General features: G+C 64.6%; 20 protein-coding genes. 4 read left to right on the top strand and 16 right to left on the bottom strand.

Translation table 11 applies throughout. The features are described from left to right. Nucleotides 1–3: 3 nt before the first annotated feature. On the bottom strand, nt 4–1,140 hold the full coding sequence (locus CSC67_RS03465; RefSeq protein ID WP_118993099.1) for an alpha/beta hydrolase family protein: 1,137 nt from the start codon (nt 1,138–1,140) through the stop codon (nt 4–6). Between the two features lie 190 nt (nt 1,141–1,330). Here CSC67_RS03465 and CSC67_RS03460 point away from each other — a divergent pair, with 190 nt between their 5' ends. After that, nucleotides 1,331–2,461, top strand: coding sequence for an alkene reductase (locus CSC67_RS03460; RefSeq protein ID WP_118993098.1), 1,131 nt, complete (start codon nt 1,331–1,333; stop codon nt 2,459–2,461). A gap of 53 nt (nt 2,462–2,514) precedes the next feature. On the opposite strand, the gene CSC67_RS03455 is transcribed toward CSC67_RS03460, so the two are convergent. The 10 genes from CSC67_RS03455 to CSC67_RS03410 all read right to left on the bottom strand — a co-directional run bounded on the left by CSC67_RS03455 (nt 2,515) and on the right by CSC67_RS03410 (nt 12,574). Next, nucleotides 2,515–3,327, bottom strand: a complete 813-nt coding sequence (locus tag CSC67_RS03455; RefSeq protein ID WP_118993097.1) for an ABC transporter ATP-binding protein — start codon at nt 3,325–3,327, stop codon at nt 2,515–2,517. Further along, on the bottom strand, nt 3,324–3,935 hold the full coding sequence (locus tag CSC67_RS03450) for a TetR/AcrR family transcriptional regulator (protein WP_118993096.1): 612 nt from the start codon (nt 3,933–3,935) through the stop codon (nt 3,324–3,326). The genes CSC67_RS03455 and CSC67_RS03450 overlap by 4 nt, the downstream gene beginning before the upstream one ends. Before the next feature lies 1 nt (nt 3,936). Further along, a complete protein-coding gene (locus CSC67_RS03445; RefSeq protein WP_118993095.1) occupies nt 3,937–4,620 on the bottom strand; it encodes a glutathione S-transferase family protein in 684 nt (227 codons plus the stop codon). Between the two features lie 9 nt (nt 4,621–4,629). Next, entirely contained in the window at nt 4,630–6,543 is a 1,914-nt protein-coding gene (locus CSC67_RS03440; protein WP_118993094.1) for an AMP-binding protein, read from the bottom strand. A gap of 34 nt (nt 6,544–6,577) precedes the next feature. Beyond that, nucleotides 6,578–7,591 (bottom strand): NADPH:quinone oxidoreductase family protein, encoded by a 1,014-nt coding sequence (locus tag CSC67_RS03435; protein WP_167752735.1) that lies wholly within the window; start codon nt 7,589–7,591, stop codon nt 6,578–6,580. 82 nt (nt 7,592–7,673) lie between these two features. Further along, nucleotides 7,674–8,828, bottom strand: a complete 1,155-nt coding sequence (locus CSC67_RS03430) for an ABC transporter substrate-binding protein (RefSeq protein ID WP_118993092.1) — start codon at nt 8,826–8,828, stop codon at nt 7,674–7,676. Nucleotides 8,829–8,893: 65 nt separating this feature from the next. Continuing rightward, a complete protein-coding gene (locus CSC67_RS03425; protein WP_118993091.1) occupies nt 8,894–9,418 on the bottom strand; it encodes a flavin reductase family protein in 525 nt (174 codons plus the stop codon). A 53-nt stretch (nt 9,419–9,471) separates the two neighbouring features. Next, on the bottom strand, nt 9,472–10,752 hold the full coding sequence (locus tag CSC67_RS03420; RefSeq protein WP_118993090.1) for an acyl-CoA dehydrogenase family protein: 1,281 nt from the start codon (nt 10,750–10,752) through the stop codon (nt 9,472–9,474). Next, on the bottom strand, nt 10,749–11,540 hold the full coding sequence (locus CSC67_RS03415) for an alpha/beta fold hydrolase (RefSeq protein ID WP_118993089.1): 792 nt from the start codon (nt 11,538–11,540) through the stop codon (nt 10,749–10,751). Before CSC67_RS03415 ends, CSC67_RS03420 begins: the two co-directional genes overlap by 4 nt. Further along, the gene (locus CSC67_RS03410; RefSeq protein WP_118993193.1) at nt 11,537–12,574 is read right to left on the bottom strand and encodes a 2,5-dihydroxypyridine 5,6-dioxygenase NicX family protein; all 1,038 of its coding nucleotides are present in this window, start codon (nt 12,572–12,574) and stop codon (nt 11,537–11,539) included. Before CSC67_RS03410 ends, CSC67_RS03415 begins: the two co-directional genes overlap by 4 nt. A gap of 354 nt (nt 12,575–12,928) precedes the next feature. Here CSC67_RS03410 and CSC67_RS03405 point away from each other — a divergent pair, with 354 nt between their 5' ends. Together CSC67_RS03405 and CSC67_RS03400 are read left to right on the top strand one after the other, a co-directional pair. Further along, complete coding sequence (locus tag CSC67_RS03405) at nt 12,929–13,426, top strand: cupin domain-containing protein (protein ID WP_245220103.1); 498 nt, start codon at nt 12,929–12,931, stop codon at nt 13,424–13,426. 122 nt (nt 13,427–13,548) lie between these two features. Then, nucleotides 13,549–14,040, top strand: a complete 492-nt coding sequence (locus CSC67_RS03400) for a GFA family protein (RefSeq protein WP_118993087.1) — start codon at nt 13,549–13,551, stop codon at nt 14,038–14,040. Nucleotides 14,041–14,094: 54 nt separating this feature from the next. Here CSC67_RS03400 and CSC67_RS03395 read toward each other — a convergent pair whose 3' ends face one another. Genes CSC67_RS03395 through CSC67_RS03375 form a run of 5 tightly spaced genes read right to left on the bottom strand, consistent with a single transcriptional unit; the run spans nt 14,095 to nt 18,424 of the window. Next, on the bottom strand, nt 14,095–15,393 hold the full coding sequence (locus CSC67_RS03395; protein ID WP_167752734.1) for a TRAP transporter large permease: 1,299 nt from the start codon (nt 15,391–15,393) through the stop codon (nt 14,095–14,097). A 21-nt stretch (nt 15,394–15,414) separates the two neighbouring features. Continuing rightward, nucleotides 15,415–15,924, bottom strand: a complete 510-nt coding sequence (locus CSC67_RS03390; RefSeq protein WP_118993085.1) for a TRAP transporter small permease — start codon at nt 15,922–15,924, stop codon at nt 15,415–15,417. A gap of 38 nt (nt 15,925–15,962) precedes the next feature. Then, a complete protein-coding gene (dctP, locus tag CSC67_RS03385; protein ID WP_118993084.1) occupies nt 15,963–17,015 on the bottom strand; it encodes a TRAP transporter substrate-binding protein DctP in 1,053 nt (350 codons plus the stop codon). 54 nt (nt 17,016–17,069) lie between these two features. Beyond that, complete coding sequence (locus tag CSC67_RS03380) at nt 17,070–17,864, bottom strand: alpha/beta fold hydrolase (RefSeq protein WP_118993083.1); 795 nt, start codon at nt 17,862–17,864, stop codon at nt 17,070–17,072. Then, nucleotides 17,861–18,424, bottom strand: a complete 564-nt coding sequence (locus tag CSC67_RS03375; RefSeq protein WP_118993082.1) for a cupin domain-containing protein — start codon at nt 18,422–18,424, stop codon at nt 17,861–17,863. The genes CSC67_RS03380 and CSC67_RS03375 overlap by 4 nt, the downstream gene beginning before the upstream one ends. Nucleotides 18,425–18,704: 280 nt before the next feature. Here CSC67_RS03375 and CSC67_RS03370 point away from each other — a divergent pair, with 280 nt between their 5' ends. Next, the gene (locus tag CSC67_RS03370; protein ID WP_118993081.1) at nt 18,705–19,658 is read left to right on the top strand and encodes a LysR family transcriptional regulator; all 954 of its coding nucleotides are present in this window, start codon (nt 18,705–18,707) and stop codon (nt 19,656–19,658) included. The last annotated feature ends 260 nt before the right edge of the window (nt 19,659–19,918 follow it).

Raw genomic sequence — 19,918 nt, 5'->3', positions numbered from 1 at the left:
CTTTCAAAGCCTGTTCGCCCAGTCCCGGATGAGGTCCGCCGACTGCTCGATGAGGGCGGGTTGATTGAAAAGGTAGTGGGTGCCGCCGACGATATCATGCGACACGAGGCGTTCTCCGCCCGCTTGCCGCCATTCTTCCATGTGACTGGGATACACCGAGGCATCGGCGGTGTGTTCCAGCAGGACGATTGGCACGCTGGTCCGGGCGAGGTTCTGGGGCCCATCGGCACGAGAATGGTCGAACGACCACTGGCTGAGCCAGGCGGTGCAGGTGGTAAAGCGCGCGAGGCTGTTTGTACTGTAGTTCACCGCCTTCGGGCCCATCTTGTGACTATGGCTTCGTATACCGCCCGCGACCCGCTGGTTTGCATCCAGCGAAAGATCGAGGTAGCGCGGATCCGCGTAGGTTCTATAGACGATGAAGGCCTCGTCGTGTATCGGTTCGGGTAGCGAGCGCAAGTAGCGCAGTCGCTCGATTGCCCGATCCGAGATGCGCTTGACGCGTTCGTGCTGCGCGGCGCGGTAGCGGGCGACGAAATCCGGCGAATAGGGTGGTGTATGGGCCGGCCCATACATATCCAGCTCAGGGTTCGTCGAGAGCGGGTCGCTTTCGTCGGTAACGGAGGGATCGATCGCAGAAAGCATGACTCGAGCGCGCCCTATATGAGAAGCGGTGAGGGCGATGCCGTCGGCTTTGGGAAGGTCTTCGGGTTTGATGTGAACAGGGTCGCCGGCGGGCGTGTCGGAGATGGTCAGTTTCTCGGCCTGTGCCTGATAGAAGCTCATCGTTGCCGCTCCGCCCGAGTTGCCGATCAGGACGACACGTTCAAAGCCGATACTGCGCAGGTACGAGACCGCCGCTCCGACGTCGAGCAGTACGTACTCCATTTGGAGCAGGCTGTCGTTGCCGACGTAGCGGGTATTTTGAGCGAGCGTCGCTATACCGCGGCGTGCCAAAGGTTCAATCAGGTAATGCCCCATGTAGTTGCTGGTGGGGTGTAGCAGCAATGCCGCCGTTTTCGATCCCGTGGGTCGGGTCAGCTTGCCGTAGATGCGTGGACGCCCGGTATGCAGGCCGGATTGGCTGTCCATTGCCGCGCCCGGCTTGGCCTCTAGAACGACCAGTTCTGAAGATTCCATTAGCCCTCCTTTTGTTCTATTATTTGAAAGTTAAGTTCTGTTAAATGATAAATGTGTTTATTCGATTTGTCGAGGAGCTTGTGGATTTATTGACCTCATATTGAGTTTGATACTATATTATGGAAAACATGTTCTGAATTTTGATATGGATTGCGTTGGCTTGCGTCAGCGCCGGACGGGAGGGAGTTGCATGCCCAGCGCTGCAGGAACGATAGATAGGACCGCATTATTCGGATCGTTGGACCTTGGCGAGATCAAGCTGCCGAACCGCATCATCATGGCCCCGATGTCCCGTATGCGGGCACAGGCCGATGGAGTGCCGTCCGAGCTCAACGTCGTCTACTATGCGCAGCGGGCGTCGGCGGGGCTGATCATCGCGGAGGCGTCCTGTGTGTCGCGGCAGGGGCGCGGCTATGCGAATTCCACTGCCATATACAGCGACGAGCACACCGGGGGATGGCGCAAAGTCTGCGATGCGGTTCACGCGGCGGGCGGCCGGATTGTGCTGCAGCTATGGCACGTTGGCCGCATCTCGCATTCCTCTCTGCAGGACGGAGGCGCGCTGCCGGTTGCGCCGTCGCCGATAGCGCGCAGCGGAGAGATACTGACGCCGAACGGTCCGATGCCCTACGAAACGCCGCATGCGCTTTCAGTGGACGAAATCCACGCAGTGGCCGAAGACTATCGGCGAGCGGCGGCCCGCGCCAAAGACGCTGGTTTCGATGGTGTCGAGGTGCAGTGCGCCAACGGATTTCTGCTCGAGCAGTTCCTGAATGACGGCACCAATCACCGCACAGACCAATATGGCGGAAGCATGGAAAACCGCTCGCGCATTTTGTTCGAAACCCTCGAGGCTGTATGCTCGATCTGGCCGTCGGGGCGTGTCGGAGTACGCCTCTCCCCGTTCAGCACTTCTCACGAATGCACTGATAGTAATCCCGAAGCGCTGCATAGCCATGTCGTTTCACGCTTGGCCGCCCTTAACTTGGCATATCTGCATTTCTACGAGCCGCGAGCCGGCGGCGCGGGTCGCAGCGACGAGTTCACTGCGGGCGTGCCTTTTGTGTCGAAGCTGATGCGTAAGCACTACTCCGGTCCGATCATCGCCGCCGGCGGCTTCGACCCCGACTCGGCGGCCGTGGCGGTCGAGCAGGGCTCTGTGGACGCCGTGGTGTTCGGGCGCCACTTCGTATCGAATCCCGATCTGCCGGCGCGCATCCGCCATGGCCTTACGCTGACTCCTTACCATCGGCCCACTTTCTACTCGGGCGGCGTGTCGGGTTATACAGACTATCCATACGCTCAATGTTCGCAGTCGTAGCCGGGATGCGCTCCTGGGTCCAGCACTAACATGCTTCCATAACGGCTGGCTTGTCAACCAGGAAGCCCCGTTGCGCTCCACGCCCGCAGTTCCTCTTCTTCCAAGCCATACAGCCAGGCCAGGCGAGGCACGGTCAGCAGGGCGGCGGGAGCATCGGTGGCGTGCAAAGTGCCGTCTTTGAACAGCGCGACGCGGTCGGCCAGGCGGGCCGCGTGCTCGGGCTGGTGGGTGCACAGCAGGATGGCAAGCCCTTCCTGCTTGAGCCGGCGGATTTTTTCCAGCACGCGGAGCTGGTTGCCGAAGTCCAGGCTGGCCGTGGGTTCGTCCATGATCAGGATGGACGGCTGCTGGGCCAGGGCGCGGGCGATCAGGGCAAGCTGGCGTTCGCCGCCGCTGATGTGCGTGAACGGCTCGGGGGCGAGCGCGCGGATGCCCAGGGTGTCCAGGCTTTCGTGGGCGATGCGGCGGTCTTCGGCTCCGGGGACGGCATATCGCGGCATATGCGCCGTGCGGCCCATCAGCACGATCTCTTCCACGGTAAACGGAAATTCGCCGCTGTGGGCCTGGGGCACGTAGCCCAGCTGGCGGGCCAGCTCGCGGCGCGGCCATTGGGCCAGCGGGCGGCCCAGCACGTCGACGCTTCCGGCATGCGCCGGCAGCAGGCCCAGCAGGGTCTTGAGCAGGGTGCTTTTGCCGCTGCCGTTGGGGCCCAGCAGGCAAAGAATCTCGCCTTCGGCAAGCCGCAGCGTGATGTTGTGCCCGACCTGTTTCTGGCCATAGCCTATGCCCAGGCCATCGGTTGCGATGGCCGCGATGCGAACATTGCCCGCATCGGCTTCGGTGGCGGCGAATGAGGCCTGGCTCATGTCAGCTGCTCTGGGTCCATGCCGTTGATGCCATCCAGGAAGATGCGCACGATCATGCCCGACAGTTCACTGGCATTGATGGAGCCCGAGGGCTTGTACCAGACGTGGATCCAGTTGGTCATGCCGAAATACAGCATGGCCATGGCGGTGAGCTTCTTGCGCGTGACTTCGACGTCGGGGCGCAGCGCCTGCACCAGCAGCACCATGCGGTTGATGATGCGGTGCTGGATCTGCGATATGGAGCTTTTCGCTGCCGCGTTCAGGTGGCGCGGCATGGTCAGCAGCACCGTGATCTCGTCGGGAACGCGCAGATATTCGTTCACCAGCGTGGCCGTCATGGCATGGAACTGCTCTTCGGGCGTGCCGGCGGCTTCGACCGCGGCGTCCACTTTCCAGGCCAGGTCCTCGATCTTCCATTTGATCAGGCCATACAGAATGGCGTGCTTGGAGCGGTGGTAGTGATACAGCGATGACTTGCCGATGCCGCATTGCTCGGCGATGTCTTCGAGCAGCGTCTCGTTGTAGCCTTTCTTGGCGAACATGACGGCCGCGGCGCGCAAGATATCCTGCTTGCGGACTTCATAGTCCAGGGCCTTGGGACGCGCCATGTCAGCCGCCTTTCGCCGCGGCGCGTTCGGCCTTGATGCGGCGCGAAGTTTCGCGGCGGTCGGCTTCGGTCCGCGCGACGCTGGGGCGTTCGGCCAGGCGCTGCAGGTAGGGGGCGAGTTCGGGCGCCTGCTCTTGCAGAAAGGTCTTGTGTCCCGCGATGGCCACGGCCCACTGAATGGTACTGAGGTGAACCCAGGCCGCGCTGTCGGCGTGGGTGAATTCGTCGCCGCAAAGCCAGGGGTTCAGGCTGGCGCGCCGCAGGAGGATGCACAGGCCTTTCTTCAGATCTTCCAGGGTGCGCTCGAGCAGGCCCTCCGGCATTTCCTTGCCCCAGAACACCGACTGATAAATGGGCCGCATCGGGGCGTCCAGATACAGCTCGAGGTACAGGATGAGCTCGCGGCACCGGGCGCGCTGCAGAGGGCCGGAGGGAAACAGCGAAGGCATCCCGCCTGCGCGGATGTCCTCGAGATATTCGACGATGGCCTGGGATTCGTAGACGTACTCGCTGCCGCGGCGCAGGAAGGGAATCTTGCCGCTAGGGCTGCCCGAATCGGGCCACTGCCCCGCCCCGGGCAGGACTTCGATTTCTTCGAAGGGCAGGTCCAGTTCGATCAAGGCGATCTTGACCTTGTTGTAATAAGTGCTGATGGGCGAACCATACAGATGTAGCGAATCAGGCATGCCGGGTCTCTACTTGGAGTCTCGTCTGGAATCGAACACGAGGCAATCATTGCCGTCTGCATCCGCGCAGTATAGACGCTGCAGGGCCTCGCTGCGCAGCGTGAGCACGCCGCGCTGGTTGATGTGCCCCTTGTCGGTGATCTCGCCGGCATCGATGCTGGGCGGGCTGTCCAGCAGCATGGCGCGCGCGATGCGCGTGCTGCTGCCGGGAAAGCGCGCGTTGTAGTCCCGAATGCCCTGTGCGATGAGCTGCTTGAGCGGCTCGTGGCAGGCGATGTCCTGTTCGGACAGCGGCGCGCAATCGGGCAACTGCTTGCGGACCCGATTGAAATCGATGAACAGCATGGCACCCAGCTCGTGCTGGTTGGGCGCCGCCAGCACGGCGTCGGCCACCCAGGGGCGCAGATGTTCCAGCAATTCCGTGCGCACCGTCGCCACCGAGACCCAGGTGCCGGTCGACAGTTTGAAATTCTCGGCCAGCCGTCCCGCGTAGATCAGCCCGTGCTCCGGCCGGTCCGGATCGGCCCAGGCGACGGCGTCGCCGGTCTTGAGGAAGCCCTCTTCGTCGAAAGTGTCCTGGTTGGCCTGGGGGTCGCGATGGTAGCCGGGAGTGATGTTGTCGCCGCGGAAACGGATCTCGAAGCGCTCGCCGTCGGGCACCAGCTTGGCCTCGACCCCGGGCGCGGGCAGCCCCAGCGTGCCCAGGGCATGCGGCGGCCACCAGATCAGCGTGGCGGGCATGGTGGTTTCGGTCGAGCCCAGAGACGAGCTGATGGGGATGCGCCGTCCCGTCGCTTGCACACTGAAATGCTCGAGCTTGTGCAGAGTGGCGGGGGACAGCGCCGCGCCGCCGTAGACGATGACCTCGAGATTGGGAAACAGGTCGTCTGCGATGGCGGGGTCGGCCTCCATGCTGGCCACCAGCATGTCCAGGCCGCGCGGCACGTTGACCATGACGTTGGGACGCAGTTCGCGCAAGTGGGCGATGCTGCGGTCCATCAATTGGGGCACGGGCTTGCCGTCGTCGATGTACAGGCTGCCTCCATGCCTCAAGGCCATGCTGAAAGTGCCGTGGGCGCCGGCTGTATGGTTCCAGGGCAGCCAGTCGAGCAGGACGAGCGGCTGCTCGGCCAGGAAGGGCCATACCTGGTCCCACAGCACGCCCGACGAGATGATGTTGCGCTGGGTCATGATGACGGCCTTGGGGTTGCCGGTGGAGCCCGAGGTGAGCAGCAGGCGGGCGGTGTCGTCCAGGCCGATGCGATCGTAGCGCGCTTCGAGTTCGGGCGTGGGCGCGGTGCCCAGCCCGTCCTCGAAGACCATGTCGATCAAGCCTGCTTCGGGCGCATCGGCCAGCAGCAGGGCGTCTCCCAGCGTCTTGGCCAGGCGCAGGGCGTTGCCGTAGCGGCCGGGGTCCGAGGCGTAGATCAGCGAAGGCTGAAAGCGGCGCACCAGGTCGCCCACTTTGCCGCAGGTGCGCGACATCAGGCTGTAGGCGGTGGAAACCGGCATGACCGGAATACCGATCTGCATGGCGGCCAATTGCAGCAATGCGTGGTGGATGCTGTTTTCGCTCAGCACCATGATGGGCCGATCGTCCGGCAAACCCAGGTTCAGCATCCATTGCGACAGTGCGTCGGCCTTCCGGCGCGCCTGGGCATAGCTGAGCCGCGTCCAGCGGCCGCGGCCGTCGGGTTCGGCCAGGAACGTCTGTTCTGGCCGTTCGCGGGCGTGGCGCCGCAGATAGTCGCCGAGCTGGCGCACGGGCAGCGCGCCCAGAGGCTGCCGGTTGCTGACCAGGACGACCCCGTCGGGCCGCTGCTGCACGTCGATCTCGACGGGCGCGAAGTGGACGGGGCGGAAAGGCGCGGTGGAGCGCTCCGGGGAAAGGACGGCGGGCGCTTGCTGTACGGTGGTGCTCATGACGCGAACTCGGTTTGAAAAATGATTGCGTTGATCAGGCAAAACTCAATACGACCTTGGTGCCGCGCGGGGCCGATGAGAATCGGCTCCATGCCTGCTGAAAGTCATGGGCGGGCACCAGCTCGTGCGGCGAAGCGGTCAGCACCCCCGAACCCATGAGTTCGAGCATGGCTGCCAGCTGCCTGGTGAAGGCGTCTGTTTCCTGGATGAGGAGGCCGCCGCAATACACGCCCAGAATGCCGCAGCCCTTGAGCAGAAGCAGGTTGGTGGGTATGTGTGGAATGTCGCCGGCGGCAAATCCCACCACCAATAGCCGGCCGCGCCAGGCCAGGTTGCGCACCGCGGCCTCGGTGAAGCGGTCGCCCACGGGGTCGACCACGACGTCCGCGCCCTGTCGGCCCAGCAGTTCGCGCAGGCCCTGCTTGAGTTCGCCGGCCGGAACGGTTCGGCCGTGGTCGCCGCCCTGTCGAGCCAGGCGAAAGGTATCGCCGTCGCCGCGGACGACGGTATAGACCTCGGCGCCGGCATGCCCCGCGATCTGGACGCAGGCCTTGCCGACGGCGCCGTTGGCGCCCAGCACCAGCACGCGCTCGCCGGCTTGCAGCCGGGCGCGGTCGAGCAGCCCGTGGTAGGCGGTGAGATGGGAATTGATCGAGCCCACGGCGTCGGCCAGGCCGACCCGGTCCGGCACCGGGACCAGCCGATGTTCGGGCGCGGCCAGGCGGGTGGACCAGGCGCCCACCACGCCGCTGGAAATGACTTTGTCGCCCGGCTTGAAGCGGGCCGCCCGGGGGCCGGCCGAACGCACCACGCCGGCGGCGTCCAGGCCCGGCACGAAGGGTGTGGGCGGCCGTTCCTGATAGCGACCCTGCACCAGCAGGTGGTCGGTGAAGTTGAAGGCCGCGCAATGGACGTCGATCAGGACTTCATCGGCCTCGAGCGGGGCGGACGGCTCCAGTGCCTGGCGCTGGATGTCGGGGGGATTGCCGTATTCGCGGCATACGAGGGCGAAAGCCTCCCCGTCCGGAACGGATGCTGTGGTGTTCATGTGCTGCCGGGAAGAGAGCCATGGCCGCCCAGGGCCTGTTAACAGGTCCTGGGCCATGGCTTGAGGGTGGAATGCGGGCGGATTACTGGATCAATTGCCAGTTGCCGTCCTTGACGGTGAGCAGCTCGACGCCGCGCTCGTCGAAGCCGCTGTGGTCTTCGGGGGTCATGTTGTAGATGCCCTGGGTGCCGGCCAGGTCCTTGACCTTCTCGAGCGCGTCGCGCAAAGCCACGCGGAACTCTTCCGTGCCCGGCTTGGCGCTCTTGAGCGCTTCGGGGATGGCCTGTTGAAGCAGCAGGCCGGCGTCATACATATTGCCGCCGAAAGTGGCCGGTTCGCTGCCGTGCATGGCTTTGTAGGCATTGATGTATTCCAGCGCCACCTTCTTGGCGGGGTTGCTGTCGGGCGCCTGGTCGGGCACGAGCATGACGCTGCCGGCCACGATGGTGCCTTCGACCTTCTTGCCGCCCAGCTTCAGGAACTCGTTCAGGGCCGCGCCGTGCGTCTGATAGAAGGTGCCCTTGTAGTTCATGTCCTTGAGCGTGGCCTCGGGCAGCACGGAGGGACCGCCGGGCGCGGCGATGAGGACGGCGTCGGGCTTGGCGCTGAGCACGCGCAGGGCCTGGCCGGTGACCGAGGTATCGGGCCGCTTGAAGCGTTCGTTGGCCACGATCTCGATGCCCGTGCCCTTGAGCTTGTCCTGCATGACCCCGTACCAGGTTTCGCCGAAGGTGTCGCCGGTGCCGATGAAGCCCAGTGTCTTGACGCCGTTCTTGACCATGTGGCCGACGAGCTTGTCGGCGACCAACCCGTCGTTCTGAGTGGTCTTGAACACCCATTTGCGCTTGTCGTCCATGGGCAGCACGATGGCGATGGTGCCCACCGGCGCGAGCAGGGGCATCTTGGCCTCGGCCACGAAGTCGAGCGCCGCCATGGCGTTGGGCGAGCTCGAGGGGCCGACGATGGCATCGACCTTGTCCTCGGTGATGAGCTTCTTGACCAGGGTGACGGTGTTGGAAGGGTCGCTGCCGTCGTCATAGGCGATGTACTGGACCTGCTGGCCGCCGATTTCCTTGGGCAGCAGCGGTACCGTGTTTTTCTGGGGAATGCCGATCAGCGCCACCGGGCCGGTATTGGACGATATGACGCCGATCTTGACTTGGGCCTGGGCCGCCGCCGAAGTCGCCGCCAGGGCCAGGCCCGCGGCCAGAGTCGAGAACAGTTTTCGGTAGTTCATGCTTGTCTCCGATTTTTATACTGAAATGAAGGAACTTCGATCAAGTACTGCTTTAAAAGGGTGTCCTAGTGATCGGCGTCGCAGGCCATGGCGGTGGCGTAGCCGCCCCGCCAGTAGACCAGCGGCCGGCCGTCACGGTGTTCGAACTGCTTGACCGTACCCAGGACGATATCATGGTCGCCCGCCGCGATCATCGAATGCGTCTCGCATTCGAAGGTCGCCAGCGTGTCGCTGATGATGGGCAGACCCGACGAAGATGCATGATACGGCACGCCGGCGAAGCGGTGTTCGATCGGCCCCGTCATTTGCTGGGCGACGTCGCGCTGGTGCTTGGCCAGGATGTTGACGATGAAGCGGCCGGCCCGGCTGATGGTGGCATGGGCGGTCGAGCCGCGGATGACGTTCCAGCTGATCATGGGCGGCGCCATGGACACGCTCGAAAACGAATTGACGGTGAGGCCGTAGGGCCTGCCGTGCTCGTCCAGCGTGGTGATGACGGCAATGCCGGTGGCGAAGCGCCCGAAGGCGTGGCGCAGCTCGGGCTTGGGCTGTGCCGCGGGCGCGGGCATGGCGGTCTGGGCTTGTAGCATGATGGTCGTCTCTCGCCGTGGCGAGCCTCCTTCGGTTCGTGGCCGGCGGCCGCTCAGTCGCGTTCGCCTTCGTTGTAGAGCAGGCCGTGGCCCAGCCTGTCGATGCAGATTTCCGACGTCCAGGGCAGCATCAGCGCGCCGCAGCGGCTGTCGCGGAACATGCGCTCGAGCGGAAAGGTCTTGAGCATGGCCTGGCCGCCGCAGACGCGCACGGCGGCCGAGGCGATTTCGGCGCAGTATTCCATGATGGTGTGCTGGCAGGCATAGGCGCGCATGCGCTCGCCGCGCGATGGGTTGGCCTTGAACTCGGACGTCACGCGATGGAACAGCGCCCAGGCCTGCTGCAGCTTAATGTACATCTGGGCGATGCCCACCTGCTTGGTGGGGTACATGCGTCGCTTCACGTTCACGCCCTCGACTTCGCCGCGCAGGTAGGCGACGGAAAAGTCGTAGGCGGCCTGGGCCAGCCCGATATAGCAGGGCGTAAGCGTCATGAACATGTGCGGATACCGGGCGGCGGCCTTGATGTACACGCCCCGGGGCATCATTTCGGCGGTGTCGGGCACGAATACGTCCTTGAACAGCAGCGAGCGCGAAACGGTGCCGCGCATGCCCAGCGGATCCCAGTCGCCCACGATGGACACGCCCTGGGCGTCGGCCGGCACGGCGATGAACATCGTGTTGGCATAGGTGGGCTCGGACACGTCCTCGGTGCACAGCACGCCATAGTAGTCGGCCGACCCCGACAGCGAGGCGAAGATCTTCTTGCCGTTGATCAGCCAGCCGCCGTCCTGGCGCTTGGCGATGGTGCCGAAGGGATGCTTGCCGGCCGCGGCGCCGCTGCCTTCGGAGAAGGGCTGAGAGTAGATCTTGCCCTGCAGCATGTTGCCGTAGTGCAGAGCGCGGTTGCGCTCATGGCTGGCGCGTTGCTCGTCGGTCAGCCTCATGTCGTCGACCATGTCGGCGGTCCACAGCGAGTTCGCATTGTGCATGTTGAAGGTGTTGGCCGTGGAGCCGCAGTAGTAGGCGATGCGCGAGGCGACCAGCATGTAGGTCCGGTAGTCGGCGCCCAGGCCGCCCAGCCGTTCGGGTACGCACAGCCCCAGAAACCCCATTTCATGCAGGTCTTTGTAATTGTCCATGGGGAAGCTGGCTTCGCGATCGTGCTTGAAGGCGCGCTCGGCCCAGGCGATGCCGTACTCGTCCACCTTGGCGATCAGCGCTCTTTGCTTGTCGGTAAGCGCGGCGCCGTCGAACAGGGTGCTGTCGTCGGCGGACTTGGCATATTGCTGGAGGTAGCTGCTGTCCATGAAGGGCTCTTTTTGAATATTCATGACTCGGTGACCTGATGTTGCGCTGCCAGGAATGCGTCGACAGCTTGGTTGAATGTGCCCGGCGACTCGATGTTCGCCATGTGGCGCAGGGCGGGCAGTTCCTGGAAGCGCGCGTTGGCGCCGCTTTGCGCCAGCCGCTGCATGCCTTTGGGCGGCGCCTGGGTGTCGTGTTCGCCCGCCAGCAGCAGCACGGGAACGTCGATGCGCTGGAAGTCGGCCCGGCGGTCGAAGGTGACCAGAAGCCGCATGGCGTCGAGGTAGCGCTGTTTGTCGATGCCGCTGGCGGAAAGTTCGGCCAGCGCGCGCAGGGCGGACGGCGTGGCGGGGTTCATGAAGCCGTCCAGGAGCGTGGGGGCGGCATCGGCAAAGTGCTCGTAGGGCTGCATGGCGTCGGTGCGCTGGCGCAGAAACGCTTCTTTCCAGGCGGCGTCGGTGCTGCCGAATGCGGAACTGGTGGCCGAAAGAACGAGGCTTTGCACGCGTTGCGGATGGCGGTGGTAGAACTCCTGCGCGATCATGCCGCCGATGGAATGGCCCAGGATGTGGGCCCGGCCGATCTCCAGGGCATCCAGCATTGCGCGCAGCGCGTCGGCCAGGCCTTCCCAGCTTGGCGCCGCGGATGCGGGCTCGGGTCCGTAGCCGGGCATGGTCCAGGCCACCGTCAGGCGCGTGCGGCCGAAGTGTTCGAGCTGGGGCAGCCAGATGCTGGCGGTCGACCCCATGCCGTGCAGCATGACCAGCGGGATGCCGCCCCGGCCGCTGGCCAGCCAGGCGGGCAGGGCGTTCACTCGAACACCTCGCACAGCTTGCCCGCATCGACCAGGGTCAGCCCGTCCAGGGCGACGGTGCAGCGCCGCAGGGGCAGGTCGAAATGCCCCTGCGTGTGGCGTCCCGCCATGTCGTTGGCGCCGGTCGAATACAGGAAATTGCCTGCGAAGGCGCGCAGTTCCGTGCCGTTGGTGTCGTTCTTGTCGAACATCTGCAGGGCGTCCCAGCGCGCCATCGGGTTCATGCCCCAGCCGACGTGGCTGACGGCATAGGCGTCCCGGTCGTTCCAGGCTTCCAGATAGCTGCGCATGAGTTCGGCGTCCAGATTCCTGCCCTCGATGCGGGTGATGTAGTCGTTCTCGATATGCAGGGTGATGGGGTTTTCGAGGTAGCGCTTGAAGGTGAGGTTCACATCGCCGACGTCCATGACCAGCGTGCCGTTTACGGCTCCCGCCTTGGGAAAGGCCAGGCACAGGCCGCCGGGCCAGTGCTGCACCAGCCCGGGCCGGTCGGCGCCGCCCCATACCCCGCCCACCCTTGCGCCTTCGAGCCGGATGTCGAGCCGGGTGCCCGCCTCGGAAGCGACGGTCATGGCCTTGGCGCCGGCCAGCATCCGCACGCCGTTCTTGACCTTGCGGGTCATGTCCAGGTCGGTGGTGAGGCGCTCGAGGATCTCGGGATGTTCGTTGCTGATCATGATGAGCCGGGCGCCCGACTCCAGGATGGCGGGCAGCTCGGGCGCATGCAGCAGCCCCTCGACGGTCAGGTCGACCACCAGGCCGGGCCCCGACAGCGCCTGCATCACCGGCGCCATGTTGCGGATGACGTGCGACGCCCCGGTGGAGCGTACCGGCACAGGGGTATCGACGGGCAGCGAAGGCACGGTGATGCGCACCGGCACGGCGCCCAGCCGCGCCAGGGCCAGTTCGGCCAGATGCAGGTTGATGGCGCGGCTGTCGGTCTCGGCCAGAATGCGCACGACCTCGTTCGCTTCCACCTTGCAGCGGCGGAAAATCGTTTCGAAGGTCTTGATCCACTTCTCCTGCGCGTTCATGTTCTCTCCGGGCTGCGCCGATCTCATTTAATTAATAGACTCATTGGTCGAATAATAGTTGCGGGGAGTATGCCGGGTCAAGAGGAAAATAGCGATATTCCATGGTATTAGGGGAAATACTAGGGTGATTCCAGAATCTTTGCTGGGTAAAGGTGTTTCTCCTTAAGCGATCGATGAGTCGGCTAATTGCGGCTCGCCCAAGCGGGAAACGGGCGAAGCGGGCGGCCCGGAGCCGGAAAAGAACGGAAAGGGCCTGTTTATGGCGTCTATTCACCGTGGTCCTGAGGTTGCAGCCCGTAGTATCTTGTGTCTTTTGCAGCGATTGGCTTTCATTACGCGCTTTGGGGGGTAGGGATGAGGATACGGGCACGCAACGTCACGGCCTGGGCGATGGCGGGCATGGTCATGTTCGGCGCCGCCGCCGCGCACGAAACATCGCAGCCCGCCGGCGAACCCGATGCATCCGCCGCGCAGGCCGCCGCCGGCGCTACAGCGCCGGCGGCGTCGGGCATCCAGGTCGAAACGCTGCTCAAGGCCGACTCCTCGTGGGACGGCGTCGCTTACGCGGCTTATCCCGAAGGCCGGCCCGAACTCACGGTGGTCAGGCTTACCATCCCGCCGCACACCACCTTGCCCTGGCACACCCACCCCATGCCCAATGCCGCTTACGTGGTGTCGGGCCAGATCGTCGTCGAGAAGCAGGCCGATGGCCGGAAGCAGACCCTGGGCGCCGGACAAGTGCTGGCCGAAATGGTCGACACGCCTCATCGCGGCATCACCGGCGACGAGCCCGTCGTATTGATGGTCTTTTATGCGGGTGCGCCCGATATGCCGCTGTCCGTAGGACATTGAAGGGCGAGCCCGGGCGCGTCGTTCGGGCACGGCGGCAGCGGGGCAAGCGGCGCTAGACGCTGGCGGCGCCTCCTCGGCACAGGCCGCAGCCGGGTGTATAGTGTTCCCAAGGAGGTCCAGCCATGCAGCTACAAGGTTCATGCCATTGCGGCGCGGTGCGGTTCAGCCTGGAAAGCACCACGCCCCATCCCTATCAGCGCTGCTATTGCTCCATCTGCCGCAAGACGCAGGGCGGCGGAGGCTACGCCGTCAATCTGGGCGGCGACGCCCGATCGCTCAGCGTCAGCGGCCGCGACCACATCAGTGTCTATCATGCGAAGATGGGCCCGCCGGGGCAGGCAGACGCCAAGATCAGCACCGGCGAGCGCCACTTTTGCAAGCTGTGCGGCAGCGCGCTGTGGCTGTACGACCCCAGCTGGCCCGAGCTGATACATCCTTTCGCCTCGGCCATCGACACGCCCCTGCCCGTCCCGCCCGAGCACACGCACCTGATGCTGGAGTTCAAGGCGCCCTGGGTCGAGGTGGACGAGCGCGCCGGCGACCAGTATTTCGACGGCTATCCCGAGGAGTCCATCGCCCAGTGGCACCAGCGCCTGGGCTTGGGCGGGAAATAGCGCATTGCCCCGGCCGGCCGGGCCGCGGCGAGGCGGCGCAGCCGGCACCGTGCTTCAGGACATCACCTTGCCCGGCAGCCAGGTGGCGATGGCGGGTACTTCGTAGATCAACCAGGCGACCAGCAGGATCAGCACCCAGTAGGGCGCCGCGCCCTTGAATATCTCGCCGATGCGTATGTTGCGGTCGGGGATGGCCGCCTTGACGACAAAGACGCCTATGCCGAAGGGCGGAGTAAGTACACCGGCCTCGATGACCAGGATGCCGATCAGCGCGAACACGATGGGATCGAAGCCCAGGGCGGTGGCGATGGGCCAGAAGATGGGCACGGTCAGCAGCATGATGGAAATACTGTCCAGCAGGGCGCCGAGAACGAACCAGACCACCGCCATGAACAGCATCGTGCCGGCGGGCCCCAGCCCCATTTCCTCGAGCAGGTACTGCACTTCCTGCGGCACGCCGTTGAGCGCCATGAGCTTGCTGTAGATGACGGCGCTCATCAGCAGCAGCATGATGGGCGTGACGGTCTGGCCGGCGGTGATGCAGGCATGGAACAGGCCGCGCACCCGCATGCCCTTGGCGACGGCGAGCACCGCCGCGCCCAGCAGCCCCACGGCGCTGCCTTCCGTGGGCGTGAAATAGCCCCACCAGATGCCGCCCAGGGTGACCACGATCAGTACGCCCACGCCAAGCGAGCCCAGCACATTGGAGCGGGTCAGCGGCGAATTGTCCTGGTCGCCGGACCCTTCGCCGGCCGCGGCGGGGAACATCTTGGCGTAGACGATGCAGTACAGCGCGTAGAGCAGGGCCAGCACGATGCCCGGAAATACCCCCGCGGCGAACAGGATGCCGACGGACTGTTCGGTAAGAATGGCCCACACGATCATGAACACCGACGGCGGTATCAGCAGGCCCAGCACGGAGCTTCCTGCTATGCATCCCACCGCGAAGCTGGGCTGATAGCGATGGTCGCGCATGACGGGATAGGCGACGTGGCTGAAGGCGGCGGCCGCGGCCACGCCTACGCCCGTCACGGCGGCGAAGACGGCGTTTCCGCCCACTGTCGCGACTGCAAGCCGCCCCGGTATGCCCTTGAGCAGGCGGTTCACGACCCGGAACAGGTCGGTGGCCGCCCCGCAGTGCGCGATGAGCATGCCCATTACGGTAAAGAGAGGGATGACGACGAAGTTGTACTCCCTGATGCCGGAGATCGCCGTGCGCTCTAGCAGGCTGATCGTCGGCTCGAAGCCGCCCAGCACGAAATACAGGCCGAAGCCCGCCGCGGCGGCGAAAGAAAACACAACGGGTATGCCGATCAGCACGCAGACGAACAGCGCGATCAGACCTCCCCACATTCCCATATCCATCGTTGTTCCTTATTCTGGTAGAGCGTCGTCGTCTTTCCGGGTGAGCCTGCCGCGCAGGCCTTCGGCCACGAAGCCGATGCAGACCAGGCCGCTGATGATCCACAGGATCAGCGTGCCGAAGCGCAGCGGCCATGCCGGGACCCGGAAGGCATCGTTGCCGTAGAACTCGCCGGACGCCCAGCCGACGAGGGCGGGCTCCCACGACACGAGGGCCATGCCGATGAAGAACACGCCGCCGAACAGGTAGGCGAGCGCATTGAGCTGGCTGCGCAGCGCCGCCGGCACGCGGTCGATGAAGAAGGTGACCCGCAGCAGCTTGCGATGGCGGATGACGTAAGGCGTCTGCAGATAGGTGAGCAGCACCAGCCCCACGCCCGCCACTTCGGCCGTGCCGGCGAACGGCCGGTTGAAGAACAGGCGGCCCGCCACGTCATAGAAGATGAGCAGCGTCAGCGCGATGAGCAGGCATGCGCCCGCCACGTGCAGCCCGAGCAGGGCGCGATCGATCCATTGCTTCATGTGTACCCCTGTTGACCCGTTGATGGCGCCGCCCCGGCTCAGAGCTGGTAGTCGACGGGGAAGGTGTAGCCGGCCTCTTCCAGAAAGCGGATGTAGGTCTTGAACACCTCGGTGGCGGGAAAGCCCTTGCCGTCGAGTTCTTTGGCCGCCCGGACGGGAAGGTCCTTGACCGCTTCAGCCCATTTGCGGCGCTCTTCGAGCGGCAGCGTGTTGACGGTGATGCCTTCGCTCTTCAGCTTGGCCTCAACGTCCTGATCGCGCTGCTTGCTGAGCTCGCCCACCTTGACGGCGGCCTCGAGCGCGACTTCGTCGATGATGGCCACCACTTCATCGGGCAGCTTCTCGCGCGTGCTCAGGCTCATGAAGGCGACCAGGGTGCTCAGCGAGCCGAAGCCGGACTTGTTGAAGTACTTGGCCACTTCCTTCAGCTTGAAGGCTTCCATGCCCGAGATGTAGAACAGGCTGCCGTCGGCCAGACCGGTCTGCATGGCCTGGTAGTGCTCGCCGATGCCCAGCGTGACCGGCACGGCGTCCACCGCCATGAACAGCGGCGCATTGGTGCCCGCCAGCGCGATGCGCTTGCCTTTCAGGCCTTCCACCGTGTTCCAGTCGAAGGTCGTCGCCGTGCCGTAGGCCTCGGACACCATGGCGCCCAGCACGTAGCTGTTGTAGCGCTTCATGCTTTCCTGCAGGGCGGGGACCTCTTTGATCATCCGGTTGGACACTGCCGCCTGCACGGTGGGGTCGGGCGTGGTGAAGGGGATATAGGCGCTGTAGTTGAGCAGGCCGGCGCGCGATTGCTCGAAACCGATGGGCGAGAGGCCGATGTCCAGGGTGCCGTTCTGCACCGCCTCGATCGCGCCGTCCACCTTGGCGACGCTGCCGCCCCAGGCCTTGATGAAGCGGACCTGGTGCCCGGTGCGTTCCTTGACCCGCTTGCTGACTTCATCGGCGAAGAAGGTGTCGTACACCTTCACGTAGGTAAGGCCGGTGGTGTGCCCGCCGCCCATGCGCAGGCGGAAAGTGTCGGCATGGGCGCTGGACATTGCGACAGAGAGGGCGGCGGCCGCCAGACAGTAAAAGGCTTTCATCGATGTGTCTCCAGTAGTGTTCGCGTACTTGTGTACTTGTGTTTATGTTTGCTTTCAGCTTGCGCAGCGCAAGAGCACTGCTTCGTATCCCTCTGGATTGAGCAGGTGGGGATAGTGCCCGCCCCGTTCGAGCGTCGTGTGCCGGGCTTCGGGATAGTTCGAACGCAGCCGGGCGCGCGCGGCCGGCGGAATCAGCGGGTCGTCTTCGCAGTCGAGCACGGTGATGCGCGAGGCCGGAATCGGCAGCGCCGGGCTAGGCGTGGACCGTACCACGCCCAGAAAGCGGGCGTGCAGATTCTCGGCGCTTTGCCGTTGAGCCAGCATGACCTCCTGCAGCAGCGCCAGTTCGGAGGCGGGGGCGCTGCGGATGCGTTCGAGCCATTGCGCATGCAGCTCGCCAGGCGCAACATGCTCGACGTACTGGCGATCGAAGAGCGGATTCTCGGCCAGGTCCGAGCCGTCGGTGAAGCCGTTGCCGATGACCAGGGAGCGCACCCGCTGCGGATGACGGAGCGCGAAATGCTGCGCCCAGTAGGCGGCGAACGAAGAGCCGACGATGACGGCGGCGGGCAGGTCGATGTGGTCCATCACCTGTGCCAGGCCGTCGGCCAGCGCGGCCGGATCGGCTTCGGCCGGATAGGTGACGGCCACCAGCCGCAGCCGCTCGCCCAGCGACAGCAGGGTCGAGACGAACATGGCCCCGTCGCCCACTGAACCGGGCAGCAGCACCACGGCATTGCCGGCGCCGCCCGTATCCAGCCAGCGCCATTCATGGCCATCGACCGTGAGCGTGTTCCATGCGTAGCGGGACTCCAGGTCGGCGAGCTTGTCGAGCAAGGTGGCGCTCATCGGCCCGATTCCTCTTGAAGATAGCCCTTGTCGCGCAGCTCTTCCATGGAGCCGGGCGAGAACTCGGCCTTGGGCGCATTGCCGCTGACGATGACGAGCAGCCAATGGGTGTTGTCCGGCTCTTCGTGCGTAATGTTCTCGAACCGGCGGTTGACGCCGGCGGGGAAGGAGATGGTGTCGCGGGGACCCAGTTCGAACGACTCGGTCCGTCCGTCGACCTCCCATGAACAGCGCCAGCGGCCGGAGAAGGGCATGAAGGTTTCGTTGGTGTCGTGGTTGTGCATCATCGGGCCCTTGCCGGGCGCCGCTTCGACGAAGCCGAGGTTGAATCCTTCGTTCACCTTGATGGCCGCGCTCTTGGCGGCTTCGTCTCCCAGCGGCGAGGTGACGCTGTGATTGTCCGCCTCGGGCGGCTGGAAGCCGAGAATGTTGTACAGAGTGCGCTTGGCGCTGGGATAGGTGCTGTCCGGCAACCCTCCGTCGAACCCCTTGAGCTCGCTGAACAGCGCGACGCGCTTGCGCATTTCTTCACGGGTGACGCGAATGGTCGGAATACTCATGAGTGGCTTGCTCCTGAAAAAAAATGACTGTCCATCGGTCATCCGGCTCGGGTGCTCGATGTCCTGGACTGCAGGGTGCGGGGGAAACAGCGGCGGTCGCCGCTGTGCTTGTCTCCGCGATCGTTATCTTTATGCGCCGCTTTGAGCGGCCTGAGAAAATTAAACCCCAGCACCGGGCTTGCTACAATTCGTCCCGCCGATAGTCGATATCGATTCCTCGTTGGTGCGGCGCACAAGCGTCCTGCCGCCTGACGGCCGCGAGGGCATCAGGAGACCGACAGTGAACCTTCGGGGTACCGATCTGAATCTGCTCGTGGCGTTCGATGCGCTCATGCGCGAATGCCACGTCACGCGCGCCGCCTACCGCCTGGACATCAGCCAGTCGTCGATGAGCCTGGCCTTGTCAAAGCTGCGCGTGATGTTCCATGACCCCTTGCTGGTCAAGTCGGCCAAGGGCCTGGTGCCCACGGAACGGGCGCGCTACCTGATGCCTCAGATCGAAGAGATACTGCGCAGCCTGGACATGCTGATCCACGAACAGCAGCCCTTCGATCCGGCGCTGGCGCGCGAAACCATCACCATGATCGTGATCGACTACATCGATTTCGTCGTCATGCAGCGGCTGATGAACGAGCTGCAGCGGCAGGCCCCGAATGTGTCGCTCAGCATCGTCGGCCCCAATCCCCGCCGGCTGGCCGAAGTCATGAGCAGCGGCGAGATAGACATGGCGCTGACCTACTTTCCCGCGCCGCCCGACAATGTGCGTACCCGGCCCCTGTTTTCGGACCGTATGGTGGGCATTGCGCGCGCCGAACATCCGCTTTTCGAGCGGCCCTTGTCGCTCGAACGCTATTGCGAATGCGCCCACGTGGCGGTCAAGCCCGCCGAAGGCGCCGACATGTACAACGCCCTGATCGACGGCGCCATGCGCAATGCGGGCTGCCAGCGCCGCATCGTGCTTTCCAAGCCCACCTTCATGGGCGTGCCTTTCCTGATCGCCCAGTCGGACATGATCGCGACCTTGCCCGAACGCATTGCGCAGAAGTTCATCGACCTGGCGGCCATACGCATCTTCGAGCCGCCGCTCAAGCTGGCGCCGATCAATGTGGTGCTGATGTGGCACGACCGCACCCACAACAATCCTCTGCATCGCTGGTTGCGCGACCTGATCGCCGACGTGTGCGAGCACAGGATCAGCGCGCCGCTGGTAAGGCCCGTCCCGTCCGGCTCTTGAGCGTTGCTTTATTGCTTGTCGATAGTTTCTTTGGGTCCTTGAGCGCCCCGATCCAGCGGCTCATGTTTGGGCAAGCCCTACAGGCCGGCAAGCCGGCCCCCTGCGATCAGGGCGTATCGAAAGCATATCGGCTTTCCGTTGCGTTCGTGGTGAGCCGTCAATGCAAGCTGCTGGAGGCGATGCTGTTTAGGCCAGGCGTTGGAGGGCGCTGCCTCGGACCGCCCGACCGCCTGGCCTAAACAGCATCGCCTCCGGCAGCG

Origin of the sequence: Pusillimonas caeni (assembly GCF_003545815.1) — a bacterium.
Lineage (GTDB): Bacteria > Pseudomonadota > Gammaproteobacteria > Burkholderiales > Burkholderiaceae_B > Pusillimonas > Pusillimonas caeni.
The sequence above is the reverse complement of the archived record's forward strand: the minus strand, read 5'-3'. Positions and strand labels throughout refer to the sequence as shown.